This window comes from Pseudomonas sp. PDM26 (assembly GCF_019219185.1).
Classification (GTDB): domain Bacteria; phylum Pseudomonadota; class Gammaproteobacteria; order Pseudomonadales; family Pseudomonadaceae; genus Aquipseudomonas.
Genome location: NZ_JAHUWC010000003.1, coordinates 1 through 17,613 on the forward strand (window position 1 = coordinate 1; position 17,613 = coordinate 17,613).

Genomic DNA, 17,613 nt, shown 5'->3' on the forward strand with positions numbered 1-17,613 from the left:
CTCGAGCAGCCTGTCGCAATCAAGGCGGGTGACTTGATCGGCCACCTTGGCCTGTATCAGGACGGCGGCGTGAATCAACCGGATGAGAAGCTGCACCTGGAAACCTTCAGCGGCGATGACGTCGAGGTATTCATCGACGCCAGTCGGGAGTGGGCCAAACGCCTGCCGGAGAAAGACAGACGCTGGTTGAAATTCCCCTTGGGCACGCCCGTAGTGGCTCCTGACGGAATTACCACGGCTGCGCTATTGCAGGCGTCGAGTGACTCCAGCCCGCGCAGTGCTGCCGATTTGCTGGTCCCCAGGAAGATGCTCGATGACCTGCCGGCGGCTCAAAAAATCCAGGTGCCCGCGAGCCCCACACGCAACGCGCGCACCTGGTATCACCTGAAACATTTGCTTCACGATGCCGACAACAACCTTCTCGATGGCTGGGTGTGTGAAGAGCCAGGCGTCACGTCTTGGGTCAGTCCGTGGGCCTGGGAAGGCTATGGCGTCATCATCGACTACAGCAGACCCAAGCATTTGCTGGCCTCTTTTCTCAGCACCATCGGCCGTTTCAGCGACGAGGAACGCGAGCGCTATCGTGCCATTGCCGAAAAAGACGACAAGGGCCCGATGAAAAGGCGGTTGTACGAAATCATCGGTCGCAAACCCGACGGCACGCTAACGGTCACTGAATTGCTAGCGGCCCTTGAGCGACCGGCTCATGCGCAGGCGATTTCGCAGATGATCCTGTACAAGGAAAGCGAGTGGTTTCAGCAGCCGAAGATATGGGACGCACTGGATGAGTTGCTCGGCCATAGCGGCTCGACACCGCACTTGAATTGGCTGGCGGAGAAGCAACGGATTGCGCAGATGGGGTGGTGGCGGGACGTCGCGGAAAAGGTGGGGTTGCCTTCGTGGGGGAGTGCGTATCACTTTCATCCGATTGGGTTAGTAGGTTTGTTTTTGGAAAAGCGTGAAGTAATCACCATGGAGATGCTGAGAGCAGCAGATCCGCATGGGGCCTCCAATTATCACCAGGAAATTTTGCCTTATCTAAATATGTATGCTCCTACATATAAAATCGATACTTCATTGCGTATTGCACATTTTCTTGCGCAAGTTGGCCATGAAAGCAGATTCAAAGTAAAAGGCGAAAACGGTAACTTTAGCCCTAGGAGAATGCGCGAAATATTTGGATGTAAAGGAGGTCAAAAAAATTACAATACCGGAGAGGATGACTGCGATTTGGGGCGGCTTCGGAGCAAACTTTGGAGTCATGAAAATACCTACGCTAACAATGCGATTAACTTACTTAGCTATGTGTATGCCGATCGAATGGGTAATGGACGAGAAGAAACGCAGGACGGATATAAATACCGTGGCAGAGGAATTATTCAACTTACCGGGCGCTTTAATTACGAGCGCTACACTAGAATTCACAACGCCGCAAACCCAAGTGACTTGAAAGATTTTGTAGGGAATCCCGACCTCATAATTGATGATCTGCAATATGGAGTGGAGTCGGCATTTGTGTATTGTTCAATGACTAATTTTAATTTGGCTGCGGATGAAGACGATATAAAAAAGACAACGCTGATAATTAACGGTGGATACAATGGCCTGCATGAGCGAAAAGAAAATCTGAACAGTATAAAAAAGATTATGGGGATATGAGGGAATGGGAAATTTTTTAGTATTTTTATTTTTGTTTGTTTCTACGACCATTGCTGCTGCGGAATCAGTTATTACCAAGAAAAATGATATATGTTCGTCAGATGAGCAAACCATCTTCTTCTGCAAGGCAGAGCATAAAATTGCAGGCGTCTGTGCATCTAAAAGCCTTAGCAACTCAACAGGGTTTGCTCAATACCGAGTTTTTGATATAGGTAAAAACATGATCGAATTTGTTTTTCCAGAAAAGCCGATACCCCCCGGCCGAAATTTCATTATGGAGACTCAGCCGCTGCCGGGTGGAATTGATGTTGAAATTAAATTTTCAAATAATGGATTTTTGTACACCATTCATGAACGAGATGCTCCAGTGGCGGAGGAGGGTTTCGAAGGTTTCAGCGAAATAATAGTCAAGCGTGATGAGGAAGTCATTGATTCCATAAAGTGCCTCAATGATGATTCGGAGGTGCGGAGAGCGGGTTACGAAAGTTTCTTTATAGAAGATTGATGGTGCGCAATTCGGGCGCGTCATGTCATTTAGACGAGATACATTCTAATTTGAAGCGAGGGTAATCTAATCATGCCAATTAGACTGGATAAAATGCCTCCTCCTGCCGTACGTCCTCAACCACCTCGATTTTTGCTTTGGATGGGCCTGTTGTTGCTGTGTTGTTTGCTGGGCGTAGGAGGGACGCTGTTGTTCGGCGACGAAACCTTACCCCAGCAGCCTTCGGATTTCTGGAGCTTGGCCTTGGGCATTCCAATCCTGGCTTGGTGCGTGCTGGGATTCGGGCGAGTGCTGTTGTACACCGGTGAACAGGGTGCCGCTGATGGCTGGGATGACGCTCGCGAAGAAGACCTGAACCGGAAGATGCGTCAGGGGCGTCGCTCGCAACAGGTGTTGGGCGTGAGCGTGCAGACTGCTCTTGAAGAACCTGCGGATGATCCGGAAATACAGCTGGACGCTCTGCTGAGTGGGACGACGGCGCTGAAGTCACAAGCGTCCAGGATGGATGGAGCAATACTTCGCCATAGTTGTTTATCTTGCGACGCAGATGAAAATCCGGAAGCAATAGTGCTGAGTATATGGGCGCAGACGCTCGCCGACCTGGCACCCACTTTGGCGCAGTTGCCTGCCGATCAACCATTGGCCCTGTTGCTGGATGTCGATACCGGTTTGCCGGAGAAGCAATGGCGCCGAGTGTGGCAACAGGCATGGCGCGAATCGGGCATTCGCCAGCCTGCAACCCCCGTCGATGGCCGCGGGCTGACTGCACTGGACCAGTGGCTCGACCAGCGAATTGGCGATCGGGCGTTGCTATTGGTGTTGGCCGTGCAGTTTGCGCCGCAGCAGCCGGAAGGCACGGCGGAAGTTGCGGTCGGGTTGTTGTTTGGCAACCGCCTGACGCAGACCACGTTATCGCCGATCGCCTTTCTGCACCGGCCGGAGCAGGCGCGCAAGCCCGCCTCTGATGATCTGCTTTACGCTACGCGCCAGGCGCTTGAGTGGGTGCCGCTTGAATCGAGATCAGTCGAGCAGGTTTGGCGAGCGGGTATTGATGCGCGGGGAAAGGCCGCGATTGCAGGCGTGCTGTCTGACGTCCCCATGTCAGTGAATAGGCCGCGAATGTGCGACCTTGATGCAATGCTGGGGCATCCAGGTTGCGCTTCGCCTTGGTTGGCCGTCGCTGCCGGGACGCAGGCGATTCGGCGCGGTGCCGGGTCGCAGTTCATTTACAGTGGTGGCGCGGCTGCGGCGGGTCTGTGGGGCACGGTGTTGATTCCGGCATCACCACTTTTGAAATAGGTGAGTGAGTTCTACCGCCAGCCAGATGAACATCTCGCCGGAAAGCGTGCGCATGCACCGCAAAAACCGGTACCTGAAACTGGAAGTGGGATCGCAGTCGGAGTTGTTTGCACTGTTTATCGAGTGGTTGCGCAGGCATTGAAAGTCAAAAGATCGCAGCCTTCGGCAGCTCCTACGGGTTTTGCGTACACCCGCAAAATGACGGTTGTACCGGACCCATGTAGGAGCTGCCGCTGCGATAGCGGTGTGTCGGGCCCATTGATGTTGGCTGATACTCCCTCTTCGCGGGCAAGTCGGATCGCCGCACCGCCGCTCCCACAGGTTCCGTGTGATCCCTGTAGGAGCTGGCTTGCCAGCGAAGCTTTTCAGACTTTCAACACTTTCCCGCCAATCGCCACCGCCACCAGCAACACCGCCATCAAGGCAAAGGCAAAACTCAAGCTGCTGCCATGGGCGATGAAGCCGATGACGGCGGGGCCTGCCAGGATGCCCGCATAACCCAGGGTGGTAATGGCCGGTACGGCGATGCTTTCGGGCATGACCGTCTGCTTGCCAACCGCGGTGTACAGCACCGGCACAATGTTCGAGCAACCGGCCCCCAGCAGCGCATAACCCACCAGCGCCGCCTCCCAGCTCGATGCGAACGTCGCCAGGAACAAGCCTGCGGCAGCCATCAGCCCGCCGAACACCATCACCCGTGTCGCGCCCAACCGCCGTACGATTTTGTCACCGGTCAAACGCCCGGCTGTCATGGTCAGGGCAAACGCCGCATACCCGAGCCCCGCATACGCCGTGTCTATACCGCGTTCCTGCGCCAAAAATACCGCGCTCCAGTCCAGCGCCGCGCCTTCGGCGAGGAATACGATGAAGCACATGCCCCCGATGAACAGGACGATGCCATGGGGTACCGCAAACGCCGGCCCCGAACTCTCGCTGCCGTAGGGCAACAGGTGCGGCACGGCCTTGGCCAGCGCGATCAGCAACATCACGATCACCACCAGCGTGGCCCCCAGCGGGGAAATCCCCAGGCCAAGCAATCCGCTGACACCCGCCGCACCGACAATCCCACCCAGGCTGAACAGGCCATGGAAACCCGACATCATGTTTTTGCCGCTGGCGCGCTCGACGATCACGGCTTGCAGGTTGACCGTCGAATCCACCGTGCCCAGGCCCGCGCCGAACATGAACAGCGCCGCGATCAAGGCCGGAATCGATGACACCGTCGCCAGCAGCGGCAGGGCGGCACAGATCAGCAGGGTGCCGCCGGTCGTCACCCGCCGGCAGCCGAAACGCGTGGCCAGGATCCCGGCCAATGGCATCGCCAGGATCGAACCCACCCCCAGGCACAGCAGCAACAATCCCAGGGTGCCCTCATCCAGCCCGGCCCGGGACTTGGCATAGGGCACCAGCGGTGCCCATGCGGCGATGCCGAAACCGGCGATGAAAAAGGCGATGCGCGTGGACATTTGTTCCTGGCGGCCGGGAACGAAGGTGGTTTGACTGTTGAGGCTGGTCATATCAATCCATGGCAAAAAAACGTCACGTCCTCAACGGACAGTGATCGACCGGTGAGGGTTCGATCAGTGCCTGGAAAGTTTTACGGTCAAACAGGGCGACATCCTTGCACAGTGCCGCTGTTTTTCGCGATATGTTGAGCCATTCCAATGACACGCGGAGGGCGCCATGGCGCAGCGGTACGATGCACGGGGCAATATTTACATCGTGGTAGCGCCCGAAGAACTGCGCCGCCAGGGCATCGACCTGCCCGATCAGGCCAGCCAAGCAACGAAAACCCTCGAAGCCTGGGCGGTGGCCGCAATCGAGGCTTGCTGCAGCTGGGCACCAGGCACTCGACCGTCCGGCAGCAAGGATCATCGCAGCGACGGTTTGCTGGTCGGACCGTTTCAGTCGTCGCCACCCTTTGATCTGTTGATCGTCAACACCGACGGTACCCTGGCCGAGCGCAGTGGCAACGGACTGACGATTTTTTCCCAGGCCCTCAGCGATCAAGGGCTGTTGCCGCAGAACGAAGCCTGTCTGCTCAGGGTTCACCATGACAAGGCTGATACGCCTTCGCCGGGGCAGACTTCAGTGAAAGCCGCAGAGGTCGATGGCGTGAAGGGTTTCTGGCTCGATCTGGGGCAGCCGGGATTCGGGCCGGCGGCGGTCAGTGCTCACGGGGTTGCAACGGCGATGTTCAACGGTCGTGAACTCAGCCACGTTGATCCATTGTCGGCACTCAATAGCGCATGGTCGCGCAGTCAGTTCGCGCGGGTCGGCAATCCCCATTGCGTGACGCTGGTGGAAAGTGCCGAGGATCTGCCGAGTAACGAGCAGATGCGTGAGCCAGCGCTGGGTGAGGGGCTGACGCGGATTGCCTACGCCATGCCGGTCGGTGCAGGCAAACCTTGTCCGGCGGGAATCAATCTGCAATGGGCCATGCGCTTGTCCGAAGGACACGTCGCTGCGCGGGTGTTCGAGCGGGGCGAGGGGCCGACGGCGTCGTCGGGGACCAGCGCCAGCGCGGTGGCCTGTGCGGCGTGGCGGGTGGGTTGGGTCAGCGCCGGAGAGGTGAAGGTGACGATGCCGGGTGGCACGGCGCCGATCTTGCTGGAAGAGGAGATGGGGGAATTGAGTCGGGTCAGTCTGTTTGGTACGGCTCGAATGGTGGATTGACTTCGAAATAGCCATCGCGAGCAGGCTCGCGATGGGGCCAATCCGGTCAACGCAAATTTCAGCTCAGACCAGCAAACTCCACCACCGGCATCGTCCGCTTCATCAACACCTTGCCATCGCGTATCGAGTACAACGGCAACCCCTGGCTGCGGATCACCTCGTAATCACTCTCTGCCGACAGAATCAGCAGATTCGCCCGCCGCCCACGTTCCAGGCCATAGCGATCGCCAAGGTTCATGGCTTTGGCGCTATTGTCCGTCACCAGGTCCAGCGCACTCTGCAGGTTGCGATAACCGAGCATGTGGCAGATGTGCAGCCCGGCTTCCAGCACCCGCAGAATATTGCCATTGCCCAGCGGGTACCAAGGGTCGACGATCGAGTCCTGGCCGAAGCATACGTTCATGCCCGCCTCCAGCAACTCGTTGACCCGGGTCACGCCCCGGCGTTTCGGGAAACTGTCGAAGCGCCCTTGCAGGTGGATGCTCTCAGTGGGGCAGGAGACAAAGCTGATCCCCGAATGCCCGAGCAGGCGAAACAGTTTGGCGCAGTAGGCGTTGTCGTAGGAGCCCATGGCCGTGGTGTGGCTGGCCGTCACCCGCGAACCCATGTCGCGGCTGCGGGCCTCTTCGGCGAGCACTTCGAGAAAGCGCGAATGCGGATCGTCGGTTTCGTCGCAATGCACGTCCACCAGGCAACCGCTGCGTTCGGCCAGGTCCATCAGGAACTTCACCGAGCTGACGCCCTGGTCGCGGGTGTATTCGAAATGCGGAATGCCGCCCACCACGTCCGCACCCATGCGGATGGCCTCCTCCATCAACTCACGACCATTGCGGTAGGACTCGATGCCTTCCTGGGGGAACGCGACGATTTGCATATCGACCAGATGCCGGCTTTCCTCGCGCACCTCGAGCATCGCCTTGAGCGCGGTCAGTTGCGGGTCGGTGACGTCGACGTGAGTGCGCACATGCTGGATGCCATGGGCGGCGAGGGTCTGGATGGTTTTCCTGGCCCGGGCCTTGGTGTCCTCCAGGGTGATGGTCGCCTTGCGCTCGCCCCAGCACTCGATGCCTTCGAACAGCGTGCCGCTCATGTTCCAGCGCGGATCACCGGCGGTCAGGGTCGCGTCGAGGTGGATGTGCGGCTCGACAAAGGGCGGCACCACCAGATTGCCGCCGGCGTCCAGATCGTCGGGGCCCAGGGTCGGGGCTTCGATCTGGCGGGTGATGCTGCTGATCAGGCCGTTTTTCAGGTACAACTCATGCAGGCCTTCCTGGTTGCGCAGACGGGCGTTGATGATGTGCATCGGGCGAGTCCTTTTGGCGAATCGTGTAGGCAATACCTCTACGTTAGCTCGGTGTCGGCAACTCTTGCCAGTGACATTGATCAGCGCAGTCCAAATGTGGGATTGGTTCAGGAAGATTGTTGCCGAGGCAAAAACCGCAGCAGCGCCGCGACTATGGCTTCGGGCGCGTCTTCCTGAACCAGATGACCGGCGTTGGGTATCGGATAAAACTGCGACCCTGGAATCATCCGGTGCAGCGCACGCCCGCGTTCGATGGGAATCCACTGATCGTCTTCGCCCCAGAGAATCTGCACCGGGCAGCGTATCGTCGGGTACAGCCCCTCAGCTTCACGGGTATAACGCTCGTCCATCTGCGCGATCTGCCGATAGAACGCCGCTTGCCCAGGCTCTCCCAGCCATGGCTGCAGATAGGGGGCGAGTTCGGCGTCGGGGATTTCGCGCTGGATGGCCCCGCGAATATAGGTCGGCACGATGGCGCGCTGGATGTAATCGGGCAGTCCGCTGAAGGCCGCTTCATGCTGACGCACATGCTGCACGAACGGCGAACCCCAGGGCGTCAGCGCCACCGGGTCGATCAGCGTCAGGCTGCGGTAATCCTTGCCGTTGAGCAGATGCGTGCGCAGGGCGGTGGCGCCGCCGAAGTCGTGGGCCACCACGTCGGGGCGATCCAGGCCCCAATGTTCCAGCAATTGCGCCAACAGCTGGTTTTGCACGCCGAGCGAGACATCGGCGTCGGGTTGCGCCGACTGCCCATAGCCCAGCAGATCGAAGTAATAGACGCGGTGAGTGGCCGTGAAATACGGCGCGATCCGGTGCCACACGTAAGAAGAAAAGGGCGTGCCATGCACGAAAACCAGCGGCGGGCCGTCGCCGCGCACGGCGTAGCGCACTTTATGTCCGTTGAAGTCGAAGACCTGATCCAGCGGCCAGTCAGTCATGGGTTTGTCCTCTTGGCAGGGGAAGAGGCAAAAGCATAGGCATAAAAAAACAGCCGATGAAGGCTGTTCTTTATTTCCCTGACAAACTGTAGGAGCGAGCTTGCTCCGGGCGGCGTTCCGACGAAGAACGTCAACGATAACGCGTGGTATCTGGCGGTCCGCGGTGCTCTGGCGTCCATCGCGAGCAAGCTCGCTCCTACAGGGGGCGGTGTCTTTATTCCCCGCGATAGATGCAACCGCTGGTGCAAGTCTCGTGAATCCGAATCGCACTAAGCTCCGGCAGCAATGGCTTCAATTCCTGCCAGATAAACTTGGCCAGCACTTCACTGGTCGGGTTTTCCAGGCCAGGAATGTCGTTCAGGTAGTTGTGGTCCAGGCGCTCGTACAGCGGCTTGAAGATCTCCTTGATTTCCGAGAAGTCGCGGATCCAGCCAGTGTGCGGATCGAGGTCGCCGCTCAGGTGGATTGCCACTTTGAACGAGTGACCGTGCAGGCGGCCGCATTTGTGGCCGTCCGGTACGTGGGGCAGGCGGTGGGCGGATTCGAAGGTAAATTCTTTGAAGATTTCCACAGTTTTTCAGCTCTGTTCAGGTGGCGTTCGCCGCAGCGATTCGGGCAGGTGGCGAGTTTACCAGTTTGTCCTGACTAAAGGGTCAGCAAGCGCTCGCCGAGGCGACCGTTGGCGCGGATGTGCGCATAGGTGCGCGGATCGGCCTTGAGGGACAGGGAAGGGGAATTGTGAGGTTGGCAATGATGGCCATTCAGCTTCAATTAAGTTCAGCGGGTTAAGGTGGCTCGCCTGGACCCCGACGCAACGCTGAGGTAGCGCGACGCTGATACCATAGTGGCTTTCGAGAAGCTCACACCACTGGCACCGACCGGGATCTGGAATTAGACGCTGTCAGTGGGCAGGTTCTCAAGAATCATCAGGATTGGTAATGAAGGTGTTTCTATTCAAGCGATGCACCGGCAGCCGGATGGCGCTGGTGCTTCTGGCATTTTGCTCGGCAGTGATGGCCCGCGATCTGGATCAGGATGAAGCCCTGCGCCTGCGTCAACAGGGCGTGATCCTGCCGCTGGAGCAACTGTTGCAGCAGGCGATGGATCGCTACCCCGGCGCGAAACTGCTGGAAGCCGAGCTCGAAGAAAAACACGACGTCTACATTTATGAAGTCGAACTGCTGACCCCTGAAGGTGTTGTCCGCGAACTGGGCATCGACGCCACCACCGGCCGTTTACTCAAAGACAAGGAAGACTGATCCATGCGTTTGCTGCTGGTGGAAGACCATGTGCCCCTGGCCGACGAACTGCTGGCCGGTCTTGACCGCCAGGGTTATGCGGTGGACTGGCTGGCCGATGGTCGCGACGCGGTGCTTCAGGGCAGTACCGAACCTTATGACCTGATCATCCTCGACCTCGGTTTGCCAGGCGTGCCGGGGCTAGAGGTGCTGGCGCAATGGCGCGCGACAGGGCTGGCCACGCCGGTGCTGATCCTGACCGCCCGTGGTTCCTGGGCCGAGCGCATCGAAGGCCTGAAGACCGGCGCCGATGATTACCTGACCAAACCGTTTCATCCCGAAGAGCTGTTTTTGCGCATCCAGGCGTTGCTGCGCCGCTCTCATGGCCAGGTCAACCAGCCAACGCTCCAGGCCGCCGGGTTGCACCTGGACGAAGGTCGGCAGTGCGTTGTCCGCGACGGTGCGGACATTCAGCTGACCGCCGCGGAGTTTCGCCTGTTGCGTTATTTCATGCTGCACCCCGAGCGGATCCTCTCCAAAAGCCACCTCGCCGAGCATCTCTACGACGGTGAAACCGAGCGCGATTCCAATGTGCTGGAAGTCCACGTCAACCATTTGCGCCGCAAGCTCGGCAAAAGTGTGATTGAAACCCGTCGCGGTCAGGGTTACCTGTTCGGCGGGCAAGCCCGGTGAGATCGATCCAGCGCCGCTTGAGCCTGGGCCTGATCAGCGTGATGGTGGTCGTTGGCCTGGTACTGGCGCAAACCAGCCTGTGGTTGTTCGAAATGAGTTTGCAGCGCTACCTCGAAGCCGGGTTGCGCAACGACAGCGAGAACCTGCTGGCGGCACTGGTGCGCGGACCGCAGGGCTTGCAACTGGATGAACGACGCCTGTCGCCGGCCTATCAGCGGCCGTTTTCCGGGCATTATTTCCGCATCGATCTCGCCGACGGCCATTGGCGTTCCCGTTCCTTATGGGATCAGGAACTGCCGGTGCTCGATCACACCGGCCTGCATGGCAACCTGCAACTGGGGCCGGAAGGGCAGCAGTTGCTGGTGCTGCGTTCGGACTATCGACGTTCGGGGGTGCCGATCTCCATCAGCGTCGCCGAGGATTACACGCCAATACGCGAAAGCTTCCGGCTTATGCAACAGCTCGGGTTGGGCCTCGGTTTGACCGGATTGCTGCTGATCCTGCTGCTGCAACGGATCACCGTGCGTCGCGCCTTGCGCCCGCTGGAGCAGGCGCGCGAGCAGATTGCGCAGTTGCAACAGGGCCAGCGCTCGCAACTCGACGATCGGGTGCCGGTGGAACTGGAACCGCTGGTGGCGCAGATCAACCACTTGCTGGCCCACACCGAGGACAGCCTCAAGCGCTCGCGCAATGCCCTGGGCAATCTCGGCCACGCGTTGAAAACGCCGCTGGCGGTGCTGTTGAGCCTGGCCTCGAGCGAACAGCTTGAGGTGCACCCGCACCTGCGCAAGACCCTCAAGGAACAACTGCAACAGGTCGAGCAACGACTCAATCGCGAACTCAATCGTGCGCGGTTGTCCGGCGATGCGCTGCCGGGCGCGCTGTTTGATTGCGATGCTGAACTCCCCGGATTGCTGGCAACCCTGAACATGATCCATGGCGAACACCTGGCGCTGAGCTACCGCGCACCGACCGGCCTGCAATTGCCCTGGGATCGTGAAGACCTGCTGGAACTGCTGGGCAACCTGCTGGACAACGCCTGCAAATGGGCGGATGCCGAGGTGCGGCTGAGTGTGGTCGAGCGGGCGCAGGGGTTTGAACTGAGTGTGGAAGATGATGGGCCGGGCATTCCCGAAGAGCGTCGTGATCAGGTGTTCAGTCGGGGGACACGGCTGGACGAGCAAACCCAGGGGCATGGTTTGGGGCTGGGGATCGTGCGCGATATCGTTGACACCTGGGGCGGGACGTTAGTGCTGCAGGAAAGCGAGTGGGGCGGGTTGAAAGTGCTGATCGAGTTGCCCAAGCGCATCTGAATCTACACCGCAAAACCTGTAGGAGTGAGCCTGCTCGCGATGGCGGAGTGTCAGTCGATGAAAATGTTGGCTGACACACCGCTATCGCGAGCAGGCTCACTCCTACATTGATTTGTGTTGTGTCTGGCTTATGTGTGATGAATCTCCCGATCCTTGGTTTCCGGCATGAAGAAAATACCCAGCACAGCCGTCATCACCGCGATGACGATCGGATACCACAGCCCGTAGTAGATATCCCCAGTGGCCGCCACCATGGCGAACGCCACCGTCGGCAGGAAGCCACCGAACCAGCCATTGCCGATGTGATAGGGCAGCGACATCGAGGTGTAGCGGATGCGCGCCGGGAACAGTTCCACCAGCCAGGCGGCAATCGGCCCGTAGACCATGGTCACGTAGATCACCAGGATGGTCAGGAGCAGTAGCACCATCGGGTAGTTGGTCTTGGCCGGGTCGGCCTTCTCGGGGTAGCCGGCGTCCTTGAGGGCAGTGACGAGGCTGGCGGTAAAGGCGTCGTTCCTGGCCTTGAAGTCGGCGGCCGGCATGCTGCTGCCCTCGAAGCTCTCGATCACTTTCTCGCCAATGCGCACCTGCGCAACAGCGCCCGGCTCAGCGTCCACGTTCTTGTAGGGGATGGCCTTTTTGGCCAGCACGGTCTTGGCCAGGTCACAGGAACTGGTGAATTTGGCCTTGCCCACCGGGTCGAACTGGAACGAACACTGGCCGGGATTGGCGATGACCGTGACCGGGTTCTTCTCCTGTGCAATGAACACGTCCGGGCTACCGTACTGGGTCAACGCATGGAAGATCGGGAAATAGGTCACGGCCGCAAGGATGCAGCCAGCCATGATGATGCCTTTGCGCCCGATGCGGTCGGACAGGCTGCCGAAAATGATGAAGAACGGCGTACCGATCAGCAGTGAGCCGGCGATCAGAAAATTGGCGGTTTGCGGGTCGATCTTCAGCGTCTGCAGCAGGAAAAACAGCGCATAGAACTGCCCGGTGTACCAGACCACTGCTTGACCTGCGGTACCACCGAACAGGGCCATGATCACGATCTTGAGGTTGTCCCAACGGGCGAAGGATTCGGTCAACGGTGCCTTGGAGGACTTGCCTTCAGCCTTCATTTTCATGAACACCGGTGATTCGCTCAGTTGCAGGCGGATGTACACCGAGATGATCAACAGCAGGATCGACAGCAGGAATGGAATCCGCCAGCCCCAGGCTTCGAAGGCTTCGGTGCCCAGGGCGGTGCGGCAGGCGAGGATCACCAGCAGTGAAAGAAACAGACCGAGGGTGGCGGTCGTCTGGATCCAGGAGGTGAAGTAGCCTCGTTTGCCCTTGGGTGCGTGTTCGGCCACGTAGGTCGCTGCGCCGCCGTACTCACCGCCCAGCGCCAGGCCTTGCAGCAGGCGCAGGCTGATCAGAATGACCGGCGCGGCTACGCCGATGGTTGCATAGCCCGGCAGCAAACCCACCACAGCCGTGGAAATACCCATGATCACGATGGTGATGAGGAAGGTGTGTTTGCGCCCGATCATGTCGCCCAGCCGGCCGAACACGATGGCGCCGAAGGGCCGGACGGCGAAGCCGGCGGCGAAGGCGAGCAGGGCGAAGATGAAGGAAGTCGTCTCGTTGACGCCGGCAAAGAAGTGCCTGGCGATGATCGCCGCGAGGGAGCCGTACAGGTAGAAGTCATACCATTCGAACACGGTGCCCAGGGACGAGGCGAAGATGACCTTGCGCTCTTCCCGGGTGAGCCCGCGGTTGGGCGTGCTGCCCGTGGCTGTACTGTCGATTGTTGCCATGAGTATTCTCCGTCTTGCTCTTGTTGTAGGCCGGAGTTCCCACCAACACTTACCCTACCCAGGCCCTGGGGCTGATGTCATCGGATTACGGGTCTTGCATAGAGGTTGACGCCACAAAATGCTGCAAGGTTCCTTGAAGCATAATCCGCTTGCGGCAGATATCCACTCGCCATCATTTTGTTGGGCCGGGCACAGAAAAAATGTGGGAGCGGGCTGTGGCGAGGGGGCTTGTCGGAACGCCGCACCGCCCCGTTGGACTGCGCAGCAGTCCCATCTTCTAGGGCCGCTTCGCGACCCAACGGGGGCAAGCCCCCTCGCCACAAAAGCTCGCTCCTACAGGGGACTTGCGGGGTTCAGACGCGGAACTGATCCATCAGGCTCTGCTGCTGGTTCGCCAGGCTGTTGAGCGACTGGCTGACACGCGCCGATTCATTGGCCTGGCCCGACAGCGACTCGGTCACGTCGCGGATGGTCGCCACGTTGTTGTTGATCTCCTCGGCCACCGCGCTTTGCTCTTCGGCGGCACTGGCGATCTGCATGTTCATGTCGTTGATCACGGTCACCGCGTCGCCGATCTGGCGCAGCGCCGTCACGGCCTGGCCAACCTGCTCGACACTGCCCTGGGCCTGACGATGGCTGTTGTTCATCGAACCCACCACCTGCTGGGTGCCGTTTTGCAGTTGTTCGATCACCAGACGGGTTTCTTCGACAGACTCCTGGGTTCGCCGCGCCAGGTTGCGCACTTCATCGGCCACCACGGCAAAACCGCGTCCGGCTTCACCGGCACGGGCCGCTTCGATCGCGGCGTTGAGGGCCAGCAGGTTGGTTTGCTCGGCAATCGCACGGATCACTTCCAGTACCGTACCGATCTTCTCGCTGTTGGCGGCCAGGCCTTCGACCTGGATCATGGCCGCGCTCATGTCGGCGGCCAGGTTGTCGATGCTGGCGGTGGTGCGGTCAATCACGGTCAGGCCCTGGCGGGTCGCCTGATCGGCATCCCGCGCAGCATGGGCCGCTTGCGCGGCGCTGCGGGCGACGTCCTGGGCGGTGGCACTCATCTCGTGGGAGGCGGTCGCCACCTGATCCACCTGACGGTATTGCTGCTCCATGCCGGCGCTGGTCTGGGTGGCGATGGCGGACGACTGGTCAGCGGTGCTGCGGGCGTCCTGCACCGAACGTTTCACTTCGGCAATGATCGGTTGCAGCTTGTCGAGGAAACGATTGAACCAGCCGGCCAGTTGGCCCAGCTCATCCTTCTTGTCGTAAGCCAGTCGGCGGGTCAGGTCACCTTCGCCGCTGGCGATGTCTTCGAGCATGTGTGCCACGCCGAGGATCGGTCGGGTGACGCTGCGGGCCATCAGCCACACCAGCACCAGGCCCAGCAGCGCGGCGAGTGCTCCCAAACCGAGCTCGACCAGCGTACCGGTGGTATTGCTGTCATCGAGTTGCTGTTTCAGGGCTTCGGCGGGGCCGACCAGGACTTTCTCCGGCACGTCGAGCAACACGCCCCAGGATTTACCGCCGGGAATCGGCTGGAACGGTGCGAGCACTTTCAGTTGCTGCTGGCTGTGCAGGCTGCCGGTTTTGCTGCTGGCGGCGAGCATGCGCAGCAGTTCGGCGCCGCTGGCCTTGTCCACGGCATCCAGGCGCTGGCTGAGTTTGCTGGCGTCCGGGCTGTAGCCGGCGAGCAGGCCGGCCGGGCTGATGATGCTGACACTGGTCTGGCCGTCGTAGAGTTTCTTGCTCGCCCCCAGACTGACCGCTTGCAGGCTGTTGAGGTTGATGTCGACCGACAGCGAGGCGATGACCTTGCCGTTGACCATCAGCGGGAAAACGATGCTGGTCATCAGCACGTTCTGACCGTCGATCTCATAGAAGTAGGGTTCGATCACACAGGGCTTGAGCGTGGTGCGCGGGCAAGTGAACCAGGCATTGGCCGCTTCGCCGCTGGGGCCGGCGCTGGTATCGGCCATGTCCTTTTCCGGCAGTGCCATCGACGTCACTTTGCCCGGCGTCGGCTGCGACCAGTAGAGGGCAAAACGACCCTTGTCGTTGCTGCCAAGTTCCGCTTGCCCTGCGAACAGTTCGTCCTTGCCGTCCAATCCGTTGGGTTCGAACACCAGGGACAGGCCGAGCAGTTCCGGGTTGGCTTGCAGGGCCGACTTGACCTGGCGGGTCAGGTCTTCGCGCAGGTCGAAGGCATCGAGAAAGCGCTTCTCGGCCTGGTCGCGCAGGAACAGCACCTGTCGCGAGAAACCGTGGCCGTACTGATAGGCGTCCATGAACTGCTGGCGAATCCCCAGCGCCTGGTTTTCGCCCTGGGACTCGATCCGCGCCTGGGCGGCTTCGGTCAGCATCTCCATGCTCGAGGCTTTCACCAGCCCGGAGCTGTGCTCCATGCGGTACAGCGAAAGACCCACCAGCAGGGTCACGATGCCCGCCAGGCACAACCCGGCCAGCAGGGTGATTTTCCATTGAATGGAAAGTTGTCTGAGCGGCATGGAGATGTCCTTGTTCGATAAATATCTGAGACTTTGCCCTGTAGCGGCCGCGATCCGGCTTTCTTTATGCCTCCCCTTGAAAATCGAATCCCCCTGTAGGAGCCGGCTTGCCAGCGAAGACGCCTGAAAGATCGATGCAAGTTTCATGGCCGCCTTCGCTGCGATGCGGCGACCCGACAAGCCAGCTCCTACAGAGGGCGTGTTGGCTTTGACACTGCGCTCACTCTGCGGCAAAGTGCGCGCCCTCTAATAAGACCCATTCCTTTTATCCGCTGGCGGCTCTCGCAGACTGCCGGCCGGACTCTTTTCGCTTGTCCAGAGGTATGACAATGAATGCAGTAATTGCCGCGGTCGGCATCATGCTGGTACTCAGCCTGTCCCGCGTGCATGTGGTGATTGCCCTGATCGTCGGTGCGCTGGTCGGTGGCTTGACCGGTGGCCTGGGGATCGAAGCGACGCTCAAGGCTTTCAACAGTGGCCTCGGTGGCGGGGCGACGGTGGCGTTGTCCTACGCCTTGCTCGGGGCTTTCGCGGTGGCCATTGCCAAGTCCGGCATGGCCCATGCGCTGGCCGACAAGGCCCTGGCGATGGTCGATCGCCAGCACGCCAACGGCGGTGGCCAGGTCAAATGGCTGCTGATCGGCCTGCTCTGGGTCGTGGCCATTGCCTCGCAGAACATCCTGCCGATCCATATCGCGTTCATTCCGTTGCTGGTGCCGCCGCTTCTATATGTGCTGACCAGGCTGCAACTGGACCGTCGCCTGATCGCCTGTGTCATGACCTTCGGTTTGATCACACCCTACATGTTCCTGCCGGTGGGCTTCGGCAACATCTTCCTCAATGAGATCCTGCTGGCCAACGTCGCCCGCAGCGGTGTGGACATTAGCGGCATCAATGTGACCCACGCCATGGGCATTCCAGCCCTGGGCATGGTGGCAGGCCTGCTGATCGCGTTTGTCAGCTACCGCAAGAAGCGTGTCTACGACCTGGAAAAGATCGAACAGGTCGAGCAAGTGGCGGTGCAATACAACCCGCTGAGCCTGATGGTGGCCGGCGTGGCCATCGCGGTGGCATTCATCATTCAGTTGTTGCTGGATTCGATGATTATCGGTGCATTGGCCGGTTTCCTGATTTTCTCGGTGTCGGGCATCGTCAAATGGCGCGACACCGATGACCTGTTCACCGAAGGCATGAAAATGATGGCGATGATCGGCTTCATCATGATCGCAGCCTCAGGCTTTGCCGAAGTGATGAAGGCCACCGGTGAGGTGCAGACGCTGGTCGAGTCGTCGGCGGCGTACATCGATCACAGCAAGGGCATCGGCGCCTTGCTGATGCTGCTGGTGGGGTTGCTGGTGACCATGGGCATCGGCTCGTCGTTCTCCACCGTGCCGATTCTGGCGGCGATCTTCGTGCCGTTGTGCGTGCAACTGGGCTTCAGCCCGATTGCCATCGTGTGCATCGTCGGCACCGCCGGTGCCTTGGGCGACGCCGGTTCACCGGCTTCGGACTCGACCCTCGGCCCGACCTCCGGCCTGAACATCGACGGCCAGCACCATCACATCTGGGACACCGTGGTCCCGACCTTCCTGCACTACAACCTGCCGCTGCTGGCGTTCGGCTGGATTGCGGCGATGGTGCTGTAACCCCGATACCCCTGTAGGAGCGAGCTTGCTCGCGATG

14 protein-coding genes and 2 pseudogenes are annotated in these 17,613 nt (G+C 59.8%); 9 read left to right on the forward strand and 7 right to left on the reverse strand.

Annotated features, from left to right (window positions below):
- The 4 genes and pseudogenes from KW849_RS07025 to KW849_RS07040 all read left to right on the forward strand — a co-directional run.
- Nucleotides 1-1,659: hypothetical protein (locus tag KW849_RS07025; RefSeq protein WP_218428750.1), on the forward strand; the 1,659-nt coding region annotated here is incomplete at its 5' end.
- Nucleotides 1,660-1,663: 4 nt separating this feature from the next.
- The gene (locus tag KW849_RS07030) at nt 1,664-2,164 is read left to right on the forward strand and encodes a hypothetical protein (RefSeq protein WP_218428751.1); all 501 of its coding nucleotides are present in this window, start codon (nt 1,664-1,666) and stop codon (nt 2,162-2,164) included.
- A gap of 189 nt (nt 2,165-2,353) precedes the next feature.
- Complete coding sequence (locus KW849_RS07035) at nt 2,354-3,463, forward strand: hypothetical protein (protein WP_371319116.1); 1,110 nt, start codon at nt 2,354-2,356, stop codon at nt 3,461-3,463.
- A gap of 10 nt (nt 3,464-3,473) precedes the next feature.
- A pseudogene (locus KW849_RS07040) lies at nt 3,474-3,605 on the forward strand (LuxR C-terminal-related transcriptional regulator); the annotation flags it as partial.
- Nucleotides 3,606-3,828: 223 nt separating this feature from the next.
- Here KW849_RS07040 and KW849_RS07045 read toward each other — a convergent pair.
- The gene (locus tag KW849_RS07045) at nt 3,829-4,980 is read right to left on the reverse strand and encodes an MFS transporter (RefSeq protein ID WP_218428753.1); all 1,152 of its coding nucleotides are present in this window, start codon (nt 4,978-4,980) and stop codon (nt 3,829-3,831) included.
- Between the two features lie 166 nt (nt 4,981-5,146).
- Between KW849_RS07045 and KW849_RS07050 the strand changes: the two genes are divergently transcribed.
- Nucleotides 5,147-6,139 carry a diaminopimelate epimerase gene (locus KW849_RS07050; protein WP_218428754.1) on the forward strand — a complete coding sequence of 331 codons (993 nt, stop codon included), beginning with the start codon at nt 5,147-5,149 and terminating at the stop codon, nt 6,137-6,139.
- Between the two features lie 58 nt (nt 6,140-6,197).
- Here the strand turns inward: KW849_RS07050 and codA are convergent, their stop codons facing one another.
- The 3 genes from codA to queD all read right to left on the reverse strand — a co-directional run bounded on the left by codA (nt 6,198) and on the right by queD (nt 8,951).
- Nucleotides 6,198-7,442: a cytosine deaminase gene (codA, locus tag KW849_RS07055; RefSeq protein ID WP_218428755.1), complete on the reverse strand. Its 1,245-nt coding sequence runs from the start codon at nt 7,440-7,442 to the stop codon at nt 6,198-6,200.
- Between the two features lie 107 nt (nt 7,443-7,549).
- Nucleotides 7,550-8,380: an alpha/beta fold hydrolase gene (locus tag KW849_RS07060; protein ID WP_218428756.1), complete on the reverse strand. Its 831-nt coding sequence runs from the start codon at nt 8,378-8,380 to the stop codon at nt 7,550-7,552.
- 214 nt (nt 8,381-8,594) lie between these two features.
- The gene (gene queD, locus KW849_RS07065; RefSeq protein WP_008021670.1) at nt 8,595-8,951 is read right to left on the reverse strand and encodes a 6-carboxytetrahydropterin synthase QueD; all 357 of its coding nucleotides are present in this window, start codon (nt 8,949-8,951) and stop codon (nt 8,595-8,597) included.
- A 367-nt stretch (nt 8,952-9,318) separates the two neighbouring features.
- Here queD and KW849_RS07070 point away from each other — a divergent pair, with 367 nt between their 5' ends.
- From KW849_RS07070 to KW849_RS07080, 3 genes are read left to right on the forward strand one after another with little or no spacing between them, the layout of a single operon-like run.
- The gene (locus tag KW849_RS07070) at nt 9,319-9,639 is read left to right on the forward strand and encodes a PepSY domain-containing protein (RefSeq protein WP_218428757.1); all 321 of its coding nucleotides are present in this window, start codon (nt 9,319-9,321) and stop codon (nt 9,637-9,639) included.
- A gap of 3 nt (nt 9,640-9,642) precedes the next feature.
- On the forward strand, nt 9,643-10,311 hold the full coding sequence (locus KW849_RS07075; protein WP_218428758.1) for a response regulator transcription factor: 669 nt from the start codon (nt 9,643-9,645) through the stop codon (nt 10,309-10,311).
- Nucleotides 10,308-11,624 carry a sensor histidine kinase gene (locus tag KW849_RS07080; protein WP_218428759.1) on the forward strand — a complete coding sequence of 439 codons (1,317 nt, stop codon included), beginning with the start codon at nt 10,308-10,310 and terminating at the stop codon, nt 11,622-11,624. Before KW849_RS07075 ends, KW849_RS07080 begins: the two co-directional genes overlap by 4 nt.
- 128 nt (nt 11,625-11,752) lie before the next feature.
- On the opposite strand, the gene KW849_RS07085 is transcribed toward KW849_RS07080, so the two are convergent.
- The 3 genes and pseudogenes from KW849_RS07085 to KW849_RS31790 all read right to left on the reverse strand — a co-directional run.
- Complete coding sequence (locus KW849_RS07085) at nt 11,753-13,429, reverse strand: MFS transporter (protein ID WP_218428760.1); 1,677 nt, start codon at nt 13,427-13,429, stop codon at nt 11,753-11,755.
- Between the two features lie 353 nt (nt 13,430-13,782).
- Nucleotides 13,783-14,538, reverse strand: coding sequence for a methyl-accepting chemotaxis protein (locus tag KW849_RS31785; RefSeq protein WP_371319125.1), 756 nt, complete (start codon nt 14,536-14,538; stop codon nt 13,783-13,785).
- A 102-nt stretch (nt 14,539-14,640) separates the two neighbouring features.
- A pseudogene (locus KW849_RS31790) lies at nt 14,641-16,077 on the reverse strand (HAMP domain-containing protein); the annotation flags it as partial.
- A 182-nt stretch (nt 16,078-16,259) separates the two neighbouring features.
- On the opposite strand from KW849_RS31790, the gene KW849_RS07095 reads away from it, so the two are divergent.
- Complete coding sequence (locus KW849_RS07095) at nt 16,260-17,576, forward strand: Na+/H+ antiporter family protein (RefSeq protein ID WP_218428762.1); 1,317 nt, start codon at nt 16,260-16,262, stop codon at nt 17,574-17,576.
- The last annotated feature ends 37 nt before the right edge of the window (nt 17,577-17,613 follow it).

Coding starts and splice junctions, on each gene's coding strand:
- KW849_RS07030 (WP_218428751.1), top strand. CDS start 1,664: ATGGGAAATTTTTTAGTATTTTTATTTTTGTTTGTTTCTACGACCATT.
- KW849_RS07045 (WP_218428753.1), bottom strand. CDS start 4,980: ATGACCAGCCTCAACAGTCAAACCACCTTCGTTCCCGGCCGCCAGGAA.
- KW849_RS07050 (WP_218428754.1), top strand. CDS start 5,147: ATGGCGCAGCGGTACGATGCACGGGGCAATATTTACATCGTGGTAGCG.
- codA (WP_218428755.1), bottom strand. CDS start 7,442: ATGCACATCATCAACGCCCGTCTGCGCAACCAGGAAGGCCTGCATGAG.
- KW849_RS07060 (WP_218428756.1), bottom strand. CDS start 8,380: ATGACTGACTGGCCGCTGGATCAGGTCTTCGACTTCAACGGACATAAA.
- KW849_RS07070 (WP_218428757.1), top strand. CDS start 9,319: ATGAAGGTGTTTCTATTCAAGCGATGCACCGGCAGCCGGATGGCGCTG.
- KW849_RS07075 (WP_218428758.1), top strand. CDS start 9,643: ATGCGTTTGCTGCTGGTGGAAGACCATGTGCCCCTGGCCGACGAACTG.
- KW849_RS07085 (WP_218428760.1), bottom strand. CDS start 13,429: ATGGCAACAATCGACAGTACAGCCACGGGCAGCACGCCCAACCGCGGG.
- KW849_RS31785 (WP_371319125.1), bottom strand. CDS start 14,538: ATGGAGCAGCAATACCGTCAGGTGGATCAGGTGGCGACCGCCTCCCAC.
- KW849_RS07095 (WP_218428762.1), top strand. CDS start 16,260: ATGAATGCAGTAATTGCCGCGGTCGGCATCATGCTGGTACTCAGCCTG.